28 protein-coding genes and 1 pseudogene are annotated in these 19,445 nt (G+C 35.7%); 24 read left to right on the plus strand and 5 right to left on the minus strand.

Features of this window, described 5'->3' with window-relative positions; genetic code table 11:
• Positions 1 to 142: 142 nt before the first annotated feature.
• Complete coding sequence (locus MHH37_RS06455; protein WP_342575473.1) at positions 143 to 853, plus strand: DUF421 domain-containing protein; 711 nt, start codon at positions 143 to 145, stop codon at positions 851 to 853.
• Between the two features lie 197 nt (positions 854 to 1,050).
• Here MHH37_RS06455 and MHH37_RS06460 read toward each other — a convergent pair whose 3' ends face one another.
• From MHH37_RS06460 to MHH37_RS06475, 4 genes are all read right to left on the minus strand, one after another.
• Positions 1,051 to 1,569, minus strand: coding sequence for a YusW family protein (locus MHH37_RS06460; RefSeq protein ID WP_014824325.1), 519 nt, complete (start codon positions 1,567 to 1,569; stop codon positions 1,051 to 1,053).
• Between the two features lie 496 nt (positions 1,570 to 2,065).
• The gene (locus MHH37_RS06465) at positions 2,066 to 3,220 is read right to left on the minus strand and encodes a tyrosine-type recombinase/integrase (protein ID WP_342575474.1); all 1,155 of its coding nucleotides are present in this window, start codon (positions 3,218 to 3,220) and stop codon (positions 2,066 to 2,068) included.
• A 103-nt stretch (positions 3,221 to 3,323) separates the two neighbouring features.
• A complete protein-coding gene (locus tag MHH37_RS06470; protein WP_342575475.1) occupies positions 3,324 to 3,752 on the minus strand; it encodes an ImmA/IrrE family metallo-endopeptidase in 429 nt (142 codons plus the stop codon).
• Between the two features lie 28 nt (positions 3,753 to 3,780).
• Positions 3,781 to 4,218 carry a helix-turn-helix transcriptional regulator gene (locus MHH37_RS06475; protein WP_342575476.1) on the minus strand — a complete coding sequence of 146 codons (438 nt, stop codon included), beginning with the start codon at positions 4,216 to 4,218 and terminating at the stop codon, positions 3,781 to 3,783.
• A 158-nt stretch (positions 4,219 to 4,376) separates the two neighbouring features.
• Here MHH37_RS06475 and MHH37_RS06480 point away from each other — a divergent pair, with 158 nt between their 5' ends.
• From MHH37_RS06480 to MHH37_RS06560, 17 genes are all read left to right on the plus strand, one after another.
• Entirely contained in the window at positions 4,377 to 4,601 is a 225-nt protein-coding gene (locus MHH37_RS06480; protein ID WP_342575477.1) for a helix-turn-helix transcriptional regulator, read from the plus strand.
• 11 nt (positions 4,602 to 4,612) lie between these two features.
• The gene (locus MHH37_RS06485; protein ID WP_342575478.1) at positions 4,613 to 5,371 is read left to right on the plus strand and encodes a phage antirepressor; all 759 of its coding nucleotides are present in this window, start codon (positions 4,613 to 4,615) and stop codon (positions 5,369 to 5,371) included.
• 40 nt (positions 5,372 to 5,411) lie between these two features.
• Positions 5,412 to 5,720, plus strand: a complete 309-nt coding sequence (locus MHH37_RS06490; protein ID WP_342575479.1) for a hypothetical protein — start codon at positions 5,412 to 5,414, stop codon at positions 5,718 to 5,720.
• A 172-nt stretch (positions 5,721 to 5,892) separates the two neighbouring features.
• On the plus strand, positions 5,893 to 6,213 hold the full coding sequence (locus tag MHH37_RS06495) for a helix-turn-helix transcriptional regulator (protein ID WP_342575480.1): 321 nt from the start codon (positions 5,893 to 5,895) through the stop codon (positions 6,211 to 6,213).
• A 412-nt stretch (positions 6,214 to 6,625) separates the two neighbouring features.
• A complete protein-coding gene (locus MHH37_RS06500) occupies positions 6,626 to 6,820 on the plus strand; it encodes a hypothetical protein (RefSeq protein ID WP_342575481.1) in 195 nt (64 codons plus the stop codon).
• Positions 6,821 to 7,090, plus strand: a complete 270-nt coding sequence (locus MHH37_RS06505) for a hypothetical protein (protein ID WP_342575482.1) — start codon at positions 6,821 to 6,823, stop codon at positions 7,088 to 7,090. It abuts the gene before it with no gap.
• A 111-nt stretch (positions 7,091 to 7,201) separates the two neighbouring features.
• Positions 7,202 to 7,768: a host-nuclease inhibitor Gam family protein gene (locus MHH37_RS06510; protein ID WP_342575483.1), complete on the plus strand. Its 567-nt coding sequence runs from the start codon at positions 7,202 to 7,204 to the stop codon at positions 7,766 to 7,768.
• Positions 7,768 to 8,454 (plus strand): ERF family protein, encoded by a 687-nt coding sequence (locus tag MHH37_RS06515; RefSeq protein WP_342575484.1) that lies wholly within the window; start codon positions 7,768 to 7,770, stop codon positions 8,452 to 8,454. The genes MHH37_RS06510 and MHH37_RS06515 overlap by 1 nt, the downstream gene beginning before the upstream one ends.
• 41 nt (positions 8,455 to 8,495) lie before the next feature.
• Positions 8,496 to 8,666 (plus strand): hypothetical protein, encoded by a 171-nt coding sequence (locus MHH37_RS06520; RefSeq protein WP_342575485.1) that lies wholly within the window; start codon positions 8,496 to 8,498, stop codon positions 8,664 to 8,666.
• Between the two features lie 13 nt (positions 8,667 to 8,679).
• The gene (locus MHH37_RS06525) at positions 8,680 to 8,964 is read left to right on the plus strand and encodes a hypothetical protein (protein ID WP_342573741.1); all 285 of its coding nucleotides are present in this window, start codon (positions 8,680 to 8,682) and stop codon (positions 8,962 to 8,964) included.
• Between the two features lie 14 nt (positions 8,965 to 8,978).
• The gene (locus MHH37_RS06530; RefSeq protein ID WP_342575486.1) at positions 8,979 to 9,833 is read left to right on the plus strand and encodes a DnaD domain protein; all 855 of its coding nucleotides are present in this window, start codon (positions 8,979 to 8,981) and stop codon (positions 9,831 to 9,833) included.
• A complete protein-coding gene (locus MHH37_RS06535) occupies positions 9,763 to 10,614 on the plus strand; it encodes a DnaA/Hda family protein (RefSeq protein WP_342576222.1) in 852 nt (283 codons plus the stop codon). Before MHH37_RS06530 ends, MHH37_RS06535 begins: the two co-directional genes overlap by 71 nt.
• Positions 10,615 to 10,637: 23 nt before the next feature.
• Complete coding sequence (locus MHH37_RS06540; protein ID WP_342575487.1) at positions 10,638 to 10,856, plus strand: hypothetical protein; 219 nt, start codon at positions 10,638 to 10,640, stop codon at positions 10,854 to 10,856.
• Positions 10,853 to 11,074, plus strand: coding sequence for a hypothetical protein (locus tag MHH37_RS06545; RefSeq protein ID WP_342575488.1), 222 nt, complete (start codon positions 10,853 to 10,855; stop codon positions 11,072 to 11,074). The genes MHH37_RS06540 and MHH37_RS06545 overlap by 4 nt, the downstream gene beginning before the upstream one ends.
• Positions 11,075 to 11,108: 34 nt before the next feature.
• A complete protein-coding gene (locus MHH37_RS06550) occupies positions 11,109 to 11,303 on the plus strand; it encodes a hypothetical protein (RefSeq protein ID WP_342575489.1) in 195 nt (64 codons plus the stop codon).
• Between the two features lie 29 nt (positions 11,304 to 11,332).
• Complete coding sequence (locus MHH37_RS06555) at positions 11,333 to 11,725, plus strand: molecular chaperone (protein ID WP_342575490.1); 393 nt, start codon at positions 11,333 to 11,335, stop codon at positions 11,723 to 11,725.
• Between the two features lie 4 nt (positions 11,726 to 11,729).
• Positions 11,730 to 12,146, plus strand: a complete 417-nt coding sequence (locus MHH37_RS06560; RefSeq protein ID WP_342575491.1) for a RusA family crossover junction endodeoxyribonuclease — start codon at positions 11,730 to 11,732, stop codon at positions 12,144 to 12,146.
• Positions 12,147 to 12,254: 108 nt separating this feature from the next.
• Here the strand turns inward: MHH37_RS06560 and MHH37_RS06565 are convergent, their stop codons facing one another.
• Positions 12,255 to 12,872: a hypothetical protein gene (locus tag MHH37_RS06565; protein WP_342575492.1), complete on the minus strand. Its 618-nt coding sequence runs from the start codon at positions 12,870 to 12,872 to the stop codon at positions 12,255 to 12,257.
• 590 nt (positions 12,873 to 13,462) lie between these two features.
• Here MHH37_RS06565 and MHH37_RS06570 point away from each other — a divergent pair.
• From MHH37_RS06570 to MHH37_RS06595, 6 genes and pseudogenes are all read left to right on the plus strand, one after another.
• A complete protein-coding gene (locus MHH37_RS06570; RefSeq protein WP_342575493.1) occupies positions 13,463 to 13,876 on the plus strand; it encodes a LuxR C-terminal-related transcriptional regulator in 414 nt (137 codons plus the stop codon).
• Positions 13,877 to 14,146: 270 nt separating this feature from the next.
• On the plus strand, positions 14,147 to 15,436 hold the full coding sequence (locus tag MHH37_RS06575; RefSeq protein ID WP_342575494.1) for an ATP-binding protein: 1,290 nt from the start codon (positions 14,147 to 14,149) through the stop codon (positions 15,434 to 15,436).
• 29 nt (positions 15,437 to 15,465) lie between these two features.
• A complete protein-coding gene (locus MHH37_RS06580) occupies positions 15,466 to 16,113 on the plus strand; it encodes an RloB family protein (protein WP_342575495.1) in 648 nt (215 codons plus the stop codon).
• 605 nt (positions 16,114 to 16,718) lie between these two features.
• The gene (locus MHH37_RS06585; protein WP_342575496.1) at positions 16,719 to 17,540 is read left to right on the plus strand and encodes a hypothetical protein; all 822 of its coding nucleotides are present in this window, start codon (positions 16,719 to 16,721) and stop codon (positions 17,538 to 17,540) included.
• A gap of 58 nt (positions 17,541 to 17,598) precedes the next feature.
• A pseudogene (locus MHH37_RS06590) lies at positions 17,599 to 17,997 on the plus strand (transposase); the annotation flags it as partial.
• 160 nt (positions 17,998 to 18,157) lie between these two features.
• Positions 18,158 to 19,441, plus strand: coding sequence for a PBSX family phage terminase large subunit (locus tag MHH37_RS06595; RefSeq protein ID WP_342576223.1), 1,284 nt, complete (start codon positions 18,158 to 18,160; stop codon positions 19,439 to 19,441).
• The last annotated feature ends 4 nt before the right edge of the window (positions 19,442 to 19,445 follow it).

A 19,445-nucleotide genomic window follows, 5' to 3' on the forward strand; every position in this document is an offset into this window, starting at 1 on the left:
ACTAGGTAACGTAACTAGTGAAAATATAGAACATTTGATAAAAAACATCTTAACCGAGCAAATAAGAACCTTTACTTAAAATAAAGGTTTAGAAAAAAAGGGAATGGTAAAACCTATATAAAAAAGTTAAATGAGGTATAAAATGCTTGAACATTTTGAGATAATTTTGAGGTCGTTTACTTCTTTCGGACTGTTACTAGTAGGGACACGAATACTAGGTAAACAAACGATTTCCCAAATGACCATGTTTGATTTTGTTGCAACAATTTCTTTAGGAGCTATATCGGCGAACTTAGCCTTTAATACATCTTTAAAGGTTTCTCATACTATCTTAGCATTTGTCATTTATGTCTTTATAATATTTATGATTGCTCTCATTTCTCTAAAAAGTAAAAAAGGCAGAAAGTTCTTAGCTGGTGATCCTACAATAGTTATTGAAAACGGAAAAATACTTGAGAAGAATATGAATAAGATGCGCTATACGTTAGATTATTTAAATCAACAATTAAGAGAAAAGGATGTCTTTAATATCGTCGAGGTATTATTTGCAATTATAGAGACAAATGGGACATTAACAGTATTAAAAAAGCCTCAATTTAGAAATGTAAATAAACAAGATTTAATGATACCGATAACACCTGAATTTAATTTACCAATTGAACTAATCATGGATGGAGAAGTAATGAAACAGAATTTAGATCAGAATAACTTAACCGAACAATGGTTACATTCTGAATTAAAGCAACGTAACTTGGTTCGAAGTAATGTATTATACGCAGTATTATCCGGTAATGGAAATATGTATATTGATACATATGAGAATCATATTCATTCTCCAATTGATAAAGAATAAATGATTAACCATTTGTTTTATAGGGAAATTGGAGGCATTGGCTTCTGAAAAGAGGTAATTAAGAATTTCAGTAAAAGTGACATTGAAGTGGCGAGGACATAACTAATTTCAGTTCACAAAAAATCGAAATTGCACCATGCAATTTCGATTTTCTGCTTAATAGGGAAGAGTTCTATAGAATAGCCCTCTTAGCACAATTATTTATTATGATGATAATGTTTTTCTTCACCGTTTTGGAATTTCACTTCAAGTTCAAATGACTGATAATTCTCATCTAAAGCAAATGCCTTTAGAACTTCTTTACGAACATCCTCATCACTGGTATTTTTATCAAATGTAAGTTGTTTTAATGCATCGGCAAAATTGTCGTAGGCTTTATCGCCATTATATTTAACACCATTAAGATCATCATCTAGTTCAGCATAAATATTGTTTCCATCGTTCTCATATTCAACATCGTATGATTTATGGTCTGCATATTCTACGTCTAAATCAAAATCAGTAAAAGTATAATTTACATCTGCAACTTTTATTCCTGTCCGTTCATCTTCTTCATTTTCTGTATTATTAGTGGCATTATTATTCGTTGTTTCATCAACCACACTATTATTTCCTGTAACTTCTTTATCCTTATCTACATTTGCATCTTCATTGTTACAGGCATACAATAATCCCAATAGTAATGGCATTGTAAGAATTCCTTTAAATACTTTCATTAAACTCTCTCCTTTAAAAGTGTCATTAATAACTACTATTAAAAGAGAGTATTCCCAAATTAAAATGATCTATCCATGTTTACTTCAATTAAAAATGCCTTCTTGCCGAATTTTGCGAGAATACTTTTCAAAATGTAAATTCAGAACTATGCCACATTTATTGAATTTAAAGTTAAGGACACCGGTCAAATAGTAAATCTACACAAAATAAAAGAAATAAAAATTAATGAAATTAAGTATTAACTCAGACCTTATACAGTACATTGAAAAATAAAAATAAGCCTTCCACTAAATTGCGGAAGGCTTATTTTTATTTTAGGGTACAAAAGAGTATGTACCGTGTATTAACTTTAAAATTGTCTAGCCCACTAAGTTATGCTTAACTACTTCATAAGCTCAATTCAGATTCAAAACCTTGATTTACTAGGGTTTGTAGCCTAAAAAAATGTTTGTACCCCAAAATGTACCCCAAATCGAGCTTAAAAAGCAGAAAAACTTAATTTACACGAACTAAATCATTGAGCATTTTCGAAGCGAGAATTTCCTCATTTTCAAACGAGTGGGCATAAGTTGAAGTAACTGTTTCCACCGTATCTCCTAACAATGCAGCAATTGTTGTAAAAGGTGTATTCTGTGCCGCTAAAATTGAAGCATATGTGTGGCGTAAATAATGCGGCGAAATATGAGGCAATTTATATTCTGTACATAATCGAGTTAATGCACGATTAATATACTCACGAGCGACCGGCATACCATTTGGATGCACTATTAAATATTTTTCAGGATTAGCATCGCGATTGTACCACATGACCGGTTCAAACCATAATAAGTACTTTTTGATGCACTTGGCTAATTCGTCAGTCAATGGGATAGTACGTATACTATTTCTGGTCTTAGGGGAACGTGTCCCTAAGGAGTCACGAGTTTTAGTGATAGAGATTGTTTTACTGTCAAAGTCAATATCCTTTGTAGTTAATGCAAACAATTCTCCTTTTCTCATACCAGTGAGTGCCAAAATCATAATGGCCGTGTATTGTGAGATAGAGCTATTCTCCTTTGAAATAAGTAATAGTTTTTCCAAATCCAGTACACTAAGAGGCTGCCGCTTCTTTTTTGGTTCGGCACGCTTTAAATTGACAGATGTAAAACGTTTGCGATCTAACCATTCCTCAGCGATAGCATAATTAAATGCTGAATTTAATGTACGGTACATGGCTTCAATTGAAGTAGCTTTGTAACCGGCTGTAATCATGGGTTCTACAATATTCGTTTGTAAGACACCATTGGTTACTTGTTTCAGTTTCAAGTTTCCGATATGTGGATTAATATGCCGATTAATAGCGTTTGCACTACTATTATAAGTTGTAGGTTTCCACGAATTCTGTTTAGCTGCTACAAAATTCTCCATCAAAGCCTTTACAGTCATGTTTTCATTTTTTAAAATCTCATGATTATCATTTAAAATTTGCGCTTTTACTTTAATTAAGGCGCGTTCGCAGTCTTCGATTGTATCAAATCCACGCTCACTTTTCTCAGGTCGTTTCCCACTATGATAATATTTAAATCGAAAAGCATATTTCTTCTTACCTTTAGCGTCTTTGTAATAATAGATACAATCTTTTTTTGTTTTAATGTATTTTTCTCTTGCCATTTGATTACCCCATTCTTTATGCACGGGCAGGTGCTTTAGCTTAATGTTGGCAATCGATTAACCTCACCTCCTTTAAAGGGGAATGTATGTTCTTAAAAGCGTATTAAAAAAACTTCCTACATTTCAGCTCGACTAATTCAATCGGTACATTATGTATAGAAGCTATGTCATAGATAGTCTCGTTTTCTTCAAAACTACCATCAGGTATTAATAATTCAGCTGCAAAACGATTGGCTTCAAGTTCAATCTTGCTAACTGATAAATAAGTGTTGTTGTTCATAAATGGTGTATTTACTTTAGGGTGCAGTACAGCATGGCCGAGTTCATGGGCACAAACAATCCGTTGTTGATTAAGGCCTAGGTTATGATTAATTACAATATATTGGTTACGTCGATCGTATTTATAATAGCCATTTATATCAGGATGTAAATCATGTTTCATCACATGGATTTTTAAGTAACTTGCTATTTCATATGGGCATTCAGTGTTATATCTCTTTTTTAACTGATTGGTTTTCTCTTTTATCCACATGTAATCACTTCGTTTCGCCGGTTTTTAATTAATCGTCACGGTATTTCTTTGGTGTGTACTTTTTATTGATCCGTTGAGTTTGTCTAAAAAGTAATTCCATTGACTCCAGTAATGATTCTTTTGCTTCGTCGCTCATTGGCTCACCATCAAAAGCAAGGCCATCGGAGTTTGCAAGGTCGGCTTCAAATTGTTTCAGGCGTTTTGCTATGTCACGATCTTCTTTGCTATCCACAGAATTTTGATTAACTTTAACATCAACTTTACCTGTAGAAAGCCATTGCAAGGAGACACCATATAAATCAGCAAGAATTGTTAATGTATTTAAATCTGGTTCGCTTACACCATTTTCATATCCACTAAGTGTTTTGTTATGAATACGAGTTCTTTCCTTTACTTGCATTTGTTTAAGACCAGCTTTTTGTCTCGCCAATCTAAGTCTATCCCCTAAAGTTTCCAAAAATTTCACCTCGCTAAATTCCTTTATACTAAGATTATCTTACCCTATTCTCAAAATTAAAGAATATTTTTCTTAAAATCTTAGAATTTTAGTTGACTTCTTAGAAGGTAAGAATTATATTATATATAACGAGTTCTTAGAAATTAAGAAAAGGGGGGGATAACAACATGAAAATTCATGAGAGAATTCGTCGTTACATTAATGACAACGGATTGAAAATGAATCACGTTGCTGAAAAATCATCTATTGAATTGAAACGTTTTTACAGAATTGTGAACGGTGATTCCATTATGTCGGCGGACGAATTTGAGTGTATTTGTGAAGGTTTAAAATTAGAACCTAAATATTTTTTTAATCAATTATTCTTAGAAACTAAGAGTAAGAGCGCATAGGAGGTCTTACCATGCAACAATTACAAAATTTTATATTCGGCAGTTATCAAATTCGAGTTATCCAAGTTGAAAACGAACATTGGTTTGTAGCAAATGATGTTTGCAAGGTATTAGAAATTAAGAATACAACACAGGCAATACAGCGTTTAGAGGTAGACGAACGCTCTATGTTCAACATAGGTCGTCAAGGTGAGGCAAACATCGTAAATGAATATGGATTATATTCTCTGATTTTAGCTAGTCGGAAAGATGAAGCTAAAAAATTTAAAAGGTGGATTACACACGAAGTGATTCCTTCAATTAGAAAACAGGGTGCTTACTTAACACCGGAAACAATTGAGCAGGTCTTACTAAACCCAGACACAATTATTAAAATCGCTCAAAACTTAAAAGACGAACAAGAACGTCGACAAATTGCTGAGTCGAAGCTCGAACAACAAAAACCGAAAGTTTTATTTGCGGACTCAGTAAGCGCAAGTGAAACATCAATTTTAATTAGAGATTTAGCGAAATTAATTACTCAGAACGGAATACCTATTGGTGAAAAAAGATTGTTCACTTGGTTACGAGAAAATGGCTATCTAATAAAAAAATTCGGATCAGATTACAATTCACCAACTCAAAGGTCGATGGAAATGAATTTGTTTGAAATTAAAGAATCAACTATCAATCGTTCACAAGGTATTCAAATAACAAAAACCCCTAAGGTTACGGGGCGAGGGCAAATTTACTTTATCAATAAGTTTTTAACAAAAGCAAAAGCAATTTAAGGAAGGTGCAGAACAAGCGCCTCAGATTGGAGGAATTAGTATGATCCCTCAAACAGAGAATGCATTGATTCAAACTCTTTTTGAAATGTCAGGCATCACAAAAGAAAGTGTACAAAACGAGCTTCAAAAACTCATTCAAGATACTGTACGTCCATCTATTCTCTTTTGGGATATCGAGGACATTGTAAAAGCGACAACATTTCAAAAAGCATTTTTAGAAGAACACATCCTCTCTGATCCTCGTGTAAGAGAATTTCAGAGACAACGTGGCTTCCGGGGAAAACGTGTGTGGCTTGCGGAACCAACAGCGAAAGTAATACAAAAAATAATTATGGATGAATGGAATTAAAAATAATCGCACGGGCAGGTGCTTTAAAAGTAGGTGGAGATTGAGGGCAATCAATCTCCAAAGTTAGCCGAGGGCAATCGGCAGTATTAGAAGAGCCAGGGCAATGGCTCAATAGCAGGTTATCTTGCTTAACTTAAGTATAAAACAAAAATATAAAAAATTGTGTTCTCAGTTGGAACATCAAAGTGCATGTTCCATTTTGGAACACGGGGGAGAAATCGGAATGGAATACGGAAAAATATTGAAGGGATTTCGTGAAAAAGCAGGTTACACACAACAGGAGTTAGCAGATTTATTAAATAGAAGCAGATCATGTATCAGTAAGTTTGAAAGTAACAGCAAGCTCATGGACATCGAAACTTTTAGAACCTGGGCAAGGTTGACAAACAGCGAAGTGCAAGCAGCGGCCATTTTATTCGGTACAGATATTTTTGCAAACATGACTCATGTTTTATCACTAGTACCAGCATTCATTCGATTATCAATCTTTTAGGAGGGAAGTACATGTGGATTAAACCGAGAGTATGGCGAATCATGACAGTCAAACAACGCTTACAAGCTATGTATTTTATGGCACATAAAAACCGCTGATTGGTTGCACAATCAACGGCTTACTAAGTTACCACAATATTCACTATAAATTATAATATCAAATTTTTACAGACAACGCGAGAGGTTTCCTCCTGTCGATTATCCGGAAGTGGTAGGCAAATAAAAAGCCGTTAATCACGGACATGATCAACGACTAAGGGAGTATAACAAATCACATTATAACAAATTTTGTCAGACAGTGCGAGAGTTATCTCGCTCTCGTCAAGCAGCTCTCAATCGGTTGGTTAGCCGGTCTCCTTCTAGAGAAATTGAGGGTTGCTTGATGGGATACCGTCGGAAAGCAGGTGAAACAAATGAAAGAATCATACAAGGTTTGGGAAATCATCAGAGGTTTTGATTTTGGCTCATATATCGAAGGAGATGTATTCATTAACGAGTTAGGGCAAGAAATTCACTTTGATGGTGAATCAATCAAAGGCTTAGATAACTTAAATCCAAGTAGCAAATGGACGTATGTTCCTTATAAATCACGTTGGGAGGCAGTTTAAATGTTGGAAGTTGAAAACACAACGTACAGTGGCATCGGTAAAACATTCAGTGGTTTATATGATTCTTTTGAACAGCAGGTAGATTGGAAGGGCCGCCGAGTACTTAAAGGCGAGGAGTATTACATTTTTAATGAAGGTGATCATGAAGTATTCGTGCATATTGAGGAAGTGCAAGAGTTTTTGGATGATAACAGATTAAACGTTAGCTGTTACGAGCAGCTAATCACATTAGTTGAGGTTTATCACGACAATTACCCAATCGTTGCATAAAAAAACCGCTGTTACGAGCAGCGGTCGGATTTGGCTCATGCCCAATTAATTTATTTCAGTTTAACGCATGAGTCTTTATTTTTCAAACAATTATATCGGGAGGTTCAATATATGAACAAATTACAGGAGCAAGAACTATTCGAGCTTGAAACGCAACAACAGGAGGAACGAAAAGTATTCGTTATTACTGATCTTAACGGTCTGAACTGGGCGTTTCGAAAAATGAGTGCTATTCAAGCGAAATTAAATGAAGTGAAGCAATTGGCAGATGCCGAACGTGAGCGTATTGCTGAATGGGAGAAAAAAGAAAGTGCTTCTTATCAAGATGATTTAGCTTACTTCTCTCACAAAATCAGTGAATACCATGCATCAGTTTTGGCAAACGATCCAAAAGCCAAGTCCATCAAAACACCATATGGCGTAGCAAAATCAACAACGAGTAAATCACAGCCAGAAAAAGCAGATGAACAGGCATTAATTGAATATTCCAAAACGAACGAGCTTGATTTTGTAGAGGTCGAAACGAAAGAAAAGCTCAAATGGGCAGAGTTGAAGAAAACGCTCAGTGTGGTTGAATCTGACGGCGAATTAGTTGTAGTTGATGCAGATGGACAAGTAGTGCCAGGTGTAGCGGTAAAGCCGGAAACAGTCTCCTTCAAAGTGGAGGTGAGTGACTAATGATTTTTTCTGAGAAAAATGCGGAGGTTTCAGTAGCATTAGCCAGATCATGGGCCGAGTTAGAGACACCAAAACACAATGCGACTGTAAAGGTACAGACAAAAAGTGGTGGTAGTTACTCATTCGATTATACGGATCTAAACGGCATATTCGAAACAGCTCGAAAAGTATTTAAAGATAACGGCATCGCGATTATGCAAAACAGCTATACGGAAGTTTCTCCGAACGGCTTACTGGCTTGTGTAGAAACAACATTTTTACACTCCTCAGGTGAGTGGGTTAAGTCTTTTCCATTAAAATTCCCTGCAGCTGGTGGCATGCAAGATTTCGGTGGTCAAATCACATACATGAAGCGCTATAGCCTATCGGCAATGTTGGGGATCGCTACCGAAAAAGATGATGATGCGAACGGTGTTAGTGGTAATACGTACGACTATTCAAAAAGTGGCAGTAATAGTGGTGGTCAACGTTCATCCGTTCCGATGCCGAAAGATGCAAAAGAGGCAGGAGCGATTGCATTATCCTTTGGCAAACATAAAGGGAAAACTCTTAGCCAATTATGGCGAGAAGATAACCAATATATCATGTGGCTTGCTGAAAATGAAAAAACGGACAACGTCATTAAAGAAGCTATAGGCATGATGCAAGTAGCAGCTGCACAACAACAAGCACAACAAAAAATATAGCAAGGGGCGTAATGCCCCGAGCTTTTAGGAGGGTCAGGGCAATGACTCAATCAAAAGTAAACCGTGAAGTGATTTACGCCAACAGTATGTATATGCTTATGCGCCGCATCAATTTTAAAGCGGAAAGAGGCTGGAAAGTGGTCGGTGAGGTTAAAGGGACAGCCGAGGGGCGCTATGGTTGTTTGATAGAACGAGAGATTAGATTTAGCTAGGAGGGCTAGGGCAATGGCTGAACAGTATTATTTAATGTCCATTAAGTGGACAAAAGGGGACAACATCGTCTGGTGGGGACCTAACGATAGCGGTTATACAGATGACATCGAAAATGCAGGTGTTTACAGTGCAGAACAAATAAAACAACGAAGTATCTATTATTCAAATCAAGGTGTAATGCCTGTTGCAGTTGCGAAGGTACAACAAGCAAATAAACGCATTACTATTTCGAACGACTCTAAAGCAGTCGAATTATTTGGAATTCATGAGCATCTAAAAACTGCTCCGGAATATTAAGGAGGCTCAGGGCAATGGGCATCGTGAGGGTAGCTAAGAATAGCAACTATGTAGTAATGAATCGGACAGCATTAAATGATAAACGGCTATCTTGGAAAGCTAAAGGTATTATGGCTTACCTGCTTTCCATGCCGGATGATTGGGTTTTTTACACGGAAGAGTTAATGACACATGCAGCAGATGGTCGCGACTCATTCCGCAGTGGGTTTAACGAATTGAAAAAGGCAGGGTATATCGAACGAAAGCCAATCAAGGATGAAGCCACTAAGAAAATAAAAGAATGGGAAACCATTGTTCACGAAATACCAATTGAGCCATTAACGGATATTCCAGAAGTGGAAAAGCCACTTACGGGAAATCCACAAATGGATAAGCCACAAGTGGAAAATCCGACACTACTAAGTACTGATATTAACCAAGTATTGAATAAACCAAATATTGATATTAACCAAGTACTGACTGACAAAGACAAAGGTACTGAAAAACAGTCGTCAGTCAATCAGTTATCTGATCCAAACTTTTTAGAAATCAAACAGCTCTATGAAAGTAATGTTCGTGTTGCTACTTTCAGAGATTGCCAGGCAATTGATGAAGCGATGGAAGTCTATGAACCTGCATTAATTTTAGAAGCTATAAAAGCTGGAGCAACGAGTGCACGCTCGTTTAAATACATTCTCGGAATCTTAGATAACTGGCGACTTGAATTCAACGTAAAAACTTATGCAGATTGGCAGCAGAAAATACAGCCGAAAGGTGGTCAGCAACATGGAAGCATTGGACGAACAGATGACGCGCATCATGGCCGAACTCCAGAAGAAATCGCAATGCTTGAGCGACTCCGAACGTACAGCTCTAACCCAACCAAATAAAGAGTATTTGTGCAACATTTGCAAAGACACTGGGGGCTCAATGGTCATGAAAAAAGCCGGTGAGAAAACATTCTACAAGGATATTGACGGATCCATAAAAGAAACAATACTCCGTTATGACACCGAGGAATGGAAAGAGTGTGAGTGCGTGGAAATCCGGAAAATTAATCGGTTGATCAAATCGAGTGAGATTACCGAGGAATTTCAAAAGATGGGATTCGGCAACTTTGATACAAGCAAGGTCGTACCTGAGGTCAAAAATATGTACGATGCCGGCATGATGTACTACAAGCATTTCGACAGTATTCGTAAAGAGCGCATTAACAGCTGCTTATTTAGTGGACAACCCGGTTGTGGTAAAACGCATATCTTAACAGCGATTAGCAACAACTTAATGCAGAAGAAACAAATACCTGTACTTTACTTTCCGTATAAAGACGGCATGAACAATATCAGTGCCAACAATTATGCACGTAAAGACGAGATTATCCAACAGATGAAGCAGGTCGAAATGCTATTCATTGACGATCTATTCAAGCCCATTGGCGGTAAGGTAAAAGTTTACGACTGGCAAGCAGAGATCATTTTCGAGGTCATCAATCATCGTTATTTAAATAAATTACCGTTACTCATTTCAACGGAGCTCGATTTTATGAGCATGGCCGAAGTAGATGAAGCATTGGCAAGCCGTATTTTTGAGATGGCAAGCGACTTCACTGTGACCGTACCAAAAAACATGATGAACAATTACCGATTACGAAAATTACAAGGGGGCGCTTAGGAGCTCACAATTGGAGGAAATATATGAAACTTACAGAAGCCTACACAGTTTACAACAACGGCATTAATTCAATCGAACCACAGCTGAGCGAGGCAATCCATGAAATTATTGAGGATTCGAAACAGCGGATCGAGCAGCTGGAGGAAGTCTTAAATGCAGTCAAGGATTTCTCAGGAGAGTACGCACCATTTAATTCAGCAATGGCGAAAATACAACAGATGACCGAGGAGGGCTTACGGTGAAACCAACATTAATCGGATATGGCGGACCAACACCTTTAGCAGTTATTTTCTGGAGAGAGCCAGGCAAAGATGAAGCATCGTTTAAGTCAGTCTGCTATGACGAGCAGGACGTAATGAACATGTACAAGCGACATACGACAGATGGGGATTTTTATAACAAATTATTGCCGAGTGTGCAGATGGTTAATGGAAAAGAGCCAGCGCAGCAGGTGGCGTAATTAAATCATTATGTTAAGAAAGGAAAAGATGAATATGAAAAAATATATAGCATTAGGAAACTGCAATATTAATGGAGAGTTATGGTTTCTTGTAGATGCCGCAAGTTCGGAGCAAGCAAAACAGATTATTGCGGATGCTGAAGATAAAACGTTTGAAATAAGTGCATGTGTGGAAGTTACGGCAAATCCAGATGAGGGGATATCACACAAATTTACACTTTTTGAGTAATTAACATTTCAAACAATGGAGGGACAAGAATGAATCTAGCATTCTTTAAAATAGACCGAATAATCGAAAATCAAGGTCATAAAATCATCGAAATTCCAGCGGGAGGTATTCAATTCGAATACAAGGGCCGAACAATACAATCAATGGAGCCGGTAGAACTAGAAATGAATCAGTGGGGGATATTCCATAACACAATGCGATATATGAATTTCGCAGTTTATACAGATCAATCATTGTTTGCATCAGGACAACTAATGTCTCAGTCAGTATTTAGTGTTGTAGCGCATGAAGCAGTTCAGCGAGCTATTTATCAAGAGATAGCCAAGCGTTGCAAGGTTGTGCCGATGTACAAGCCGGTGAATGAGCGAGAGTTGTTTGCTCGGGAATACGAAGCTGCTTATGCGCAATTGTTGGGGGTGTAGGGTAATGATTCAATTTACAGTACCAGGGGCGGTACAAGCACAGGAACGACCGAGATTTTCGAGAATGGGCAAGGGCGTCAGAACACACGACGCCCCGAAGTCTCGCTCATACAAAGAGTTAGTTAAGCTCGTAGCGTGGAAGAATAAGCCACAGGAGCCTATTGTCGCTCCATTAAAGCTAGAAGTGGATGTTTATCTCATGCCACCAAAAAAGTATCACACAAAGCCAAAACTGGCACTTATTGCATCAGGTGAATTACGACCGACCAAAAAGCCAGACTTAGATAATTTAGTAAAGGGCATAAAGGACGGTTGCAGTAAAATCATTTGGCATGATGATGCACAGATCGTGGAAATGGTGGTACGAAAATTTTATGACATGCAGCCACGGGCGGAAGTGAAAATAAAGGTGATTGCATGAAAAAGCTACGGGTTTTTATCGATTGGGATGTTTATGTGGCGGATTATTTAATTAAATAAAAGCATCTTCATTCAAAGGAAGATGCTTGAGTAAAAACTTATTTAGTTATCATTTTAAATGATTAAGTAATTCTTTAGCAGCTTCTAAGCGAACTTTTTCATCTTTAGCATTATGTGCTAAGTCGCTAAGTATGGAAAACATATCGTCAAGGACTTGCTTGTTTTGTTCATTTTCTCTAGCAATATTATGAGAAATATTGATAAATTGTTCTAATTCAGATTCTTCATAGGTTCCAGGATATTTACATGTTGTTAAAATATTTCTTAATAATGTTTGAATTGATGCATTTAGTGAGCTATAAGGTACTGATGTTAACCATTTCACACTTCTGGTGTGCGCCATTAATTTGTCAATGTATTTTTCATTCCAATGATATGGACCATCAATCTTACCAATATGAACAGTATCATTGTCGTTTCGATCACGGATTAAAACTATATCACCTTCTGACATGGTATTAACAAACAAGTTTACCATTCCGAGATTAGTTCTTAAAGATTGGCCATCGAGTTTAAAAGTATCTTTTAGAATATCTCTTATTTCGTCTGGTGTCTTACCAGTTAAGTCGCCACTGTCAGTCCAACCGATTGCGATAAGATTTTTTTCTAAAAAAATTGGAAGCCTTTCAATTTTATAAGGTTTGGAGCGAATCATAAAAATTTTCATTTTAACAACCTCAATTCTTAATATTTTATTTTCACAGGTGTTAGTTACTATTTAGCTACTAAGTAGCTGCTAAGTAGCTTTAGTTATACGATAAACTATTGATACTATTACGTCAATAAAAATTCTGAAAAATGCTGAGGTAGTGGTTAGAATTTCAGAAGCAATACTAATAGGAATGGTTTTAATAAGTCTCGTATTTGCGTTATCCGGGATGGTTTTGTATTTCTACTTAGAATCAAAAAGCTATTAAATATTATGTACCAAGGGAGAAGAGGAGTGATTCTTGGCTATACTGCCATGAATACCTGGTAGGAGGCGCAATGATTTGTTATTTCTAATGGCATTTGTTATACAGATTGTTATTTTTGGTTTATTCGTGTTATCGCTTTTTATAGTAAATGGACATAAGTTCTAAAACCCATAAAAAAAGACCTGAGTTTCCACACCCAAGTCAGCAAAACTATACAAGCTCATTATAGCATTATGAGCTTGTATAACAAACAAAAAACCGCAGCACTCACCATGCTACGGTTTCCCCCACTACTTAATTTATCCATCACAAGTAAATTATAGCATAAGGGGGCAATCTTATGGCAAAGCACATGGTGAATCGTCATACGCTAGATCAAATGATTAAGGATTATCATTGGATGATTAAAATTATCAAAGAGGCCGAAACAGATAAAGCTTTTATAAACGGAATAAAGGTAGCAAGCTATGGAATAGAATCAACTCTACCTAAAGCAAGTGGTGGTACAAGCGATCCTGTGTTTTATGAGGTACATCGTCGAACACAATTCTCTAGCTTACGTATTCAACAGTATTGTAGAAAAATATTAGAGGTCCAAAAGCGTATTCCATTAGTAGTAGGAGACAGGGAAATTGAAGTACTGCATCGATTGCTTGATGGAGATAGCATGCGTTCAATAGGTAAACATATGAATCTATCGAGTACAACAATATTTAGGATTAGAAACGATATATTAAATCAAATGATAGTGTAATTTAGGTGGAACATTAATATCAACTTAAAAAGGCTTGGTAGTGAAAATGCCAAGCTTTAATGATTGATGATAATAAGTTTTCTTATTTAAATAAGAATAAAAAAAATTAACCTGCATAAAATAATATAATAACGTATTTTCCGTTATTTAGATGAAAAAATGCCTATAAAGAAATTTTTTTAAGAAATTAATAACGTGTTTTAAGTTATTAAAGTGTAAATTGGGTATAAATAAGATAAGATGTATTTATGAGAGTAAAGGGGGAAATTTATGCTTATACAATTTACTATAGAGAATTTTGCATCTTTTAAAAGTAAAAATACTTTATCTATGGAAAAAGGCCAACGTTTGCGAAAATATAATGATACAAACACTATGATAATTAATGATGTAGGGCTTTTAAAGAATGCAATAATTTTTGGTCCAAATGGTTCAGGGAAAAGTAATCTAATTTTTGCGCTGAGTAGTTTACGCAAATTAGTTTTAAACCCTACTAAGAGTATTAATTCGAAATTATCAGCAGTTCCATTTTTGCTGGATGATAATTCTAATAAAAATCCTACAAATTTCGAGATAGAATTTATTGTTAATGAAATCCAATATTTTTATACATTAAGTTATAATAAAACTAAAATTATTAAAGAAGAGCTAAGTGTATTAAATAAAAATAAGTATGATACCTATTTTGAGCGTAATGAAGATGATTTAACAATTTCTCCTAAAAATAATGAAATGCTAATATTAAAAACTCGACCAAATAGTTTATTTTTGTTTAATCTTCAAAATGAAAATGACTTCCATGCTAAGAACGTTCTTGATTGGTTTAAAAACTATCTAATATTTGCAGATAGTTCATCAATTGACGATTACTTATATTTATTAGAAGATGAGCATAATAAAAAACTTTTTATTGATATTTTAAATTTCGCAGATTTTAATTTAATTGATATTGAAATTAAAGTTTCTAAAAATAAAATTTCTAGTGATACAATTCGTTTATTCCATAATTTTATGCAAAGTATTACTGATGAAGAACAATCATTACCTCCGGTTGAAGATATTGAACCAACAGAATCTATAACAAATAAAGTGTATACTGTATATCGTAAATATGATTTTAATGGAGAAGTAATTGGAACAAAAGCTCTAGATTTAAATTTAGAATCTGCTGGTACTAAAAAGATGATAAAAATTGCTTTATGTATACTTGCTTCACTCGAATCACCTGGAAAAGTTTTGCTATTTGATGAATTTGATGATTCTTTTCATTTAAATTTATCAAAAGCCTTAGTTAAAATTTTTAATTCAAAGAGTAATTTTAATCAATTCATATTAACTTCTCATGCTCTAGAACTTCTAGAATGCGAATTACGAAAAGATCAAATATTTTTTGCTGAAAAAGATTTTGATGGAGAAAGTCATCTATATTCAATTTTTGATTTCTTGGATTTAAATAGCCGAACGGATATTTCTTATTTAAATCGTTATTTACAAGGTGAGTTCGGGGCAATCCCTCAAGTTCATATAAATTCAATCTTAAAATTAATAAATAAAGAATAATTATAAAAATTTTCTGGATGGTGAGGGTTTTGGTTAGAGAAAGAAAAGGTAGGAAACCTTTGGGGAAAGCTTTGAAAAAGAAAGTATTTATCTATTGTGAAGGAGAAACAGAAAAATTCTATTTCGATATGTTAAGCGCTAAGTATTCTTCTTATACAATAGAAGCAAAGTCATTAAAGAGGGTCGGCATTAAAACGAAAGTTGTTGGTAGTAAAGGCCCTCAAGACATTGTTAGTGAAGCAATAAGAACTTTAGAAAAAGATAGTATGAAAAATGAAGTACATAAAGCATACGTGGTTTTCGATAATGATTTATCCTCTAAAGATGAGATTTTAAAGGCTATTGAAAAGGCTGAAAAACACTCCTTAGAAGTATTATATTCCAATATAAATTTTGATTTATGGATACTTTTGCATTTTGAAAAAGTTAATAGTTACTGTTCAAAGAAGGAGATTAATAGGAAGTTATCTACTTATTATGGTGTGGAATCCTATGCTAATGAAGTAAAAGGTGAAATGGTAAGTAAAATCTTGCGAGATAAGATAAGGTTTGCAGTTGATAATGCAACAACTCTTCTTGGGGATACTAAAGGTTCTTTAATAAAATCTATTGATAATAATCCCTTTATAAACATACATAGTCATTTAGAAGATATTTTTCAAACAAGTAAATTATAACAAAATGAAAATCTCTCCTCCTTCTTATTTTGCAAACACAATAAAACGAAAGCAACAAAAGTAACAAAGAGAAAATATTTTGTGATTGTAAAAAACATACGTACCATATGAGGTAGAGAGTATCCCGTTTACTTTTTCAATTAAAGATCGTGTGTATATATATTCTACAAAGTAAAAGTGAGAGACCACCCATTGGGTGTTTAATAGATTAGGAGTGCCAGACATAGGTGCTCCTTTTTCTGTACATAAAAATGGGGGTGTTGGTATGACGATTGCTTTGAAATGTGTGGAGTGTGATAGACCGGCGCAGTTGAAGAGGCAGGCTACTGGACGGACACGGAATGGACATTTTAATGTTAAGAAGGTGTATGAGCGGGTTTGTCCTTGTGGTGGTGTTATCCAGCCTATGTTTGAGTAAGGCTTTGGATGGGGGTATAGTTGCTTTCGAAACAAAAATGTAAAAAGATATAAATGTGAAATATTATCGAATTTATAAGAACGTGTGTTTTTATATCAAAAATATATTATGTTATTTCTGAAATATTTGATTACAATTATATGTGATAACTTAATTGTAAAATTATTTCAAAGGAGATTTTATCGAAATGAATAACTTCCCTGCATCAAGTGTTAAGAGAGCAATACGAGATTTTGATTCTGCTGCTGCAGACGTCTTAGGATCAAATTTCCAAACTTATAAAGTTAGAATTAAAACTTTTTATAATCTCATTGAAAACAATGAGATTATAAAGTTTATTGTTGGTCCATTGTTAGAAGTGAAAGTTGATCTGAATGAAATTTACAAAAACGGGAATGGGTTTTGGATTAGAGAGTTAAATCTTCCATCTGATTTAGATGGTCAACTTGCATATGTTTTACAACTATTTAAAGATGTGGCAAATGGAAGTAATGAGTTGGAGAGTATAACTTACCGTATTTATAAAGATAAAAGAATTGAAGCTAACATTCTATCATGGTTAAGTGATGTTGCTAGACCTTGTTTTCGTGAGTTGAGCTATAAATTGGAGGATTTAATTGAAGATGAAGTGGAAGGGAAAGATTCTGTTTCAGAAACTTCACTTAAAATTTTTAATTATGGTTCTATAACAGCTTCAAACGGAAGTAGCGTGGCAATAGGAAAAGATATTCAGCAATCTATCTCTTACAAAAATGTGGCAAATGAAATTATGGAAAGAGTAAAGGCGGAACGAATTGTTTCCGAAGAAAAACTGCCAGATATTGAGGAAACAGCAAAAGAAATTGAGGAAGAAATAAATAAAGCAAACCCTTCTCCTGGAAAACTAAAACAATTAGCAGGAAAGGTGTATGATATTGGAGAAACGGCTTTACTAAAAGTTATTTCTACAACTGTATCAGACCCAAGATGGGGGCAAGCTGTCGCAGACACATTAATGAATATAAGTTAAAACATCCTTCGGGGTGTTTTTTTATTTTACAAAGCAATTAGCATAATGAGGTGATGCCATTGGGAAAGTTAATAAAGGTGGGGCGAAGGGGAAGTACCAAGAATGGCTCACACCGGAAGGACTAATAAAGATTGAGGGTTGGGCTCGAGATGGCTTAACAGATGAACAGATAGCAAAGAACATCGGAATTAGCACTGCTACCTTATACAATTGGAAGAACAAGTTTTTAGAGATATTAGAGGCCTTAAAAAAGGGCAAGGAAGTCATTGACCGTCAAGTCGAAAATGCCTTGCTTAAACGTGCGTTAGGTTATCAATACGAGGAAGTTACAAGAGAGATGGTTGAAGACGGTTCAGGTCGGTTAGTGGTTACTAAGGTTGTAACAAAAGAAGTGCAACCTGACACGACAGCGCAAATTTTCTGGCTGAAAAATCGCAAGCCGGATCAGTGGCGAGATACACCGTTGCAACAGCTACAGGCTGAGAAACTTAAAGCTGAAACAGACTTTGCTCAAATGCGTGCAGCTAAACTACGTGGTGATAAGAAGGATACAAGTTTACTGGATGCATTATTAGAAGGGCGCAAGCAATACGAGGAAATGAAGCGTGGTGAATCTAATGGCGAAGCTTGATATTAAATTTAGTACCAAACAGCTTGAAGCCATCTTTCGTCCGTATGATTTTACATTTGATGTACTGGAAGGTACGCCACGTTCAGGGAAAACAACAGCCGGGCATTTCCGGTATGCTGATTATTTAACTTGGACACGCGATACAAACCATCTCATTGTTGCTTACAACCAGGAACAAGCATACCGCCTTTTTATTGATGGTGATGGCACAGGGCTTATGCATATATTCGGTCCTTTGTGCAGCATTAAGCATGATGAACACGGCTCCCACTTAGAAATACATACACTGAATGGCGTTAAAAAGGTGTATTACAAGGGTGGCGGTAAATCAAACAGTGTCGGCGCTATTACAGGTATGTCACTTGGCAGTGTTGTTTTCTGTGAGATTAACTTACTCAATATGCAGATGATACAAGAATGTTTTCGTCGTACTTTCGCTGCATTGGATCGTTACCATTTAGCAGACCTTAACCCCCCGGCTCCTCATCATCCAGTAATTAAAGAGGTATTCGAAGTACAGAATACACGCTGGATGCATTGGACGATTCATGATAACCCAATTATCACAGAAGAACGTAAGCGGGAGATTTATCAAGTATTATCCAAAAATCCATACTTGCTTGAACGAGATTGGGAAGGTAAACGGGTCATGCCACAAGGTGTCATTTATTCGATGTTCAGCATGCAAGATAACGTTTTACCTGCTATCCGAGGGATAGTATATGAAATGTTCTTTGTAGCTGATGGCGGGCAGTCTGATGCGACCTCATGCAGTTGTAATATTGTTGTGCAGTTTGAAGGAAAGTTTCGATTGCTACGGGTAGCCAACTATTATCACAGTGGAGCAGATACGGGCCATATAAAAGCAATGTCTACTTATGCGAAAGAGCTTAAAAGGTTTGTGGAATGGTGCGTGAACAAGTTTGAGATGCGCTATTCGGAGTTCTTTGTTGACCCAGCTTGTTTATCTTTACGGGAAGAACTGAGAGAAGTTGGCATTCAAACAAGCAAAGCTGACAACAACGCGAAGGATGTAGAAAAGAAATCAAAAGGAAAAGAGGTAGGTATTGAGCGATTACAAAACTCGATTGCTGATGAACAATTCTTTGTGGTAGAAACGGATAGTGAGTACGATCATTACGACTTCTTCAAAGAAATTGGAATGTATGTCCGTTTGGATAACGGCGAGCCTATCGATGATTATAACCATGCGTTGGATGAATGCAGATATGCACATAACTATTTCTTTAAACGATACGTACGTGTATAATATT

This window comes from Solibacillus sp. FSL K6-1781 (assembly GCF_038630735.1).
In the GTDB taxonomy this organism is placed as follows: domain Bacteria; phylum Bacillota; class Bacilli; order Bacillales_A; family Planococcaceae; genus Solibacillus; species Solibacillus silvestris.

Coding starts and splice junctions, on each gene's coding strand:
- MHH37_RS06455 (WP_342575473.1), top strand. CDS start 143: ATGCTTGAACATTTTGAGATAATTTTGAGGTCGTTTACTTCTTTCGGA.
- MHH37_RS06460 (WP_014824325.1), bottom strand. CDS start 1,569: ATGAAAGTATTTAAAGGAATTCTTACAATGCCATTACTATTGGGATTA.
- MHH37_RS06465 (WP_342575474.1), bottom strand. CDS start 3,220: ATGGCAAGAGAAAAATACATTAAAACAAAAAAAGATTGTATCTATTAT.
- MHH37_RS06470 (WP_342575475.1), bottom strand. CDS start 3,752: ATGTGGATAAAAGAGAAAACCAATCAGTTAAAAAAGAGATATAACACT.
- MHH37_RS06480 (WP_342575477.1), top strand. CDS start 4,377: ATGAAAATTCATGAGAGAATTCGTCGTTACATTAATGACAACGGATTG.
- MHH37_RS06485 (WP_342575478.1), top strand. CDS start 4,613: ATGCAACAATTACAAAATTTTATATTCGGCAGTTATCAAATTCGAGTT.
- MHH37_RS06490 (WP_342575479.1), top strand. CDS start 5,412: ATGATCCCTCAAACAGAGAATGCATTGATTCAAACTCTTTTTGAAATG.
- MHH37_RS06500 (WP_342575481.1), top strand. CDS start 6,626: ATGAAAGAATCATACAAGGTTTGGGAAATCATCAGAGGTTTTGATTTT.
- MHH37_RS06505 (WP_342575482.1), top strand. CDS start 6,821: ATGTTGGAAGTTGAAAACACAACGTACAGTGGCATCGGTAAAACATTC.
- MHH37_RS06510 (WP_342575483.1), top strand. CDS start 7,202: ATGAACAAATTACAGGAGCAAGAACTATTCGAGCTTGAAACGCAACAA.
- MHH37_RS06515 (WP_342575484.1), top strand. CDS start 7,768: ATGATTTTTTCTGAGAAAAATGCGGAGGTTTCAGTAGCATTAGCCAGA.
- MHH37_RS06520 (WP_342575485.1), top strand. CDS start 8,496: ATGACTCAATCAAAAGTAAACCGTGAAGTGATTTACGCCAACAGTATG.
- MHH37_RS06525 (WP_342573741.1), top strand. CDS start 8,680: ATGGCTGAACAGTATTATTTAATGTCCATTAAGTGGACAAAAGGGGAC.
- MHH37_RS06530 (WP_342575486.1), top strand. CDS start 8,979: ATGGGCATCGTGAGGGTAGCTAAGAATAGCAACTATGTAGTAATGAAT.
- MHH37_RS06535 (WP_342576222.1), top strand. CDS start 9,763: ATGGCCGAACTCCAGAAGAAATCGCAATGCTTGAGCGACTCCGAACGT.
- MHH37_RS06540 (WP_342575487.1), top strand. CDS start 10,638: ATGAAACTTACAGAAGCCTACACAGTTTACAACAACGGCATTAATTCA.
- MHH37_RS06550 (WP_342575489.1), top strand. CDS start 11,109: ATGAAAAAATATATAGCATTAGGAAACTGCAATATTAATGGAGAGTTA.
- MHH37_RS06555 (WP_342575490.1), top strand. CDS start 11,333: ATGAATCTAGCATTCTTTAAAATAGACCGAATAATCGAAAATCAAGGT.
- MHH37_RS06560 (WP_342575491.1), top strand. CDS start 11,730: ATGATTCAATTTACAGTACCAGGGGCGGTACAAGCACAGGAACGACCG.
- MHH37_RS06565 (WP_342575492.1), bottom strand. CDS start 12,872: ATGAAAATTTTTATGATTCGCTCCAAACCTTATAAAATTGAAAGGCTT.
- MHH37_RS06570 (WP_342575493.1), top strand. CDS start 13,463: ATGGCAAAGCACATGGTGAATCGTCATACGCTAGATCAAATGATTAAG.
- MHH37_RS06575 (WP_342575494.1), top strand. CDS start 14,147: ATGCTTATACAATTTACTATAGAGAATTTTGCATCTTTTAAAAGTAAA.
- MHH37_RS06585 (WP_342575496.1), top strand. CDS start 16,719: ATGAATAACTTCCCTGCATCAAGTGTTAAGAGAGCAATACGAGATTTT.
- MHH37_RS06595 (WP_342576223.1), top strand. CDS start 18,158: ATGGCGAAGCTTGATATTAAATTTAGTACCAAACAGCTTGAAGCCATC.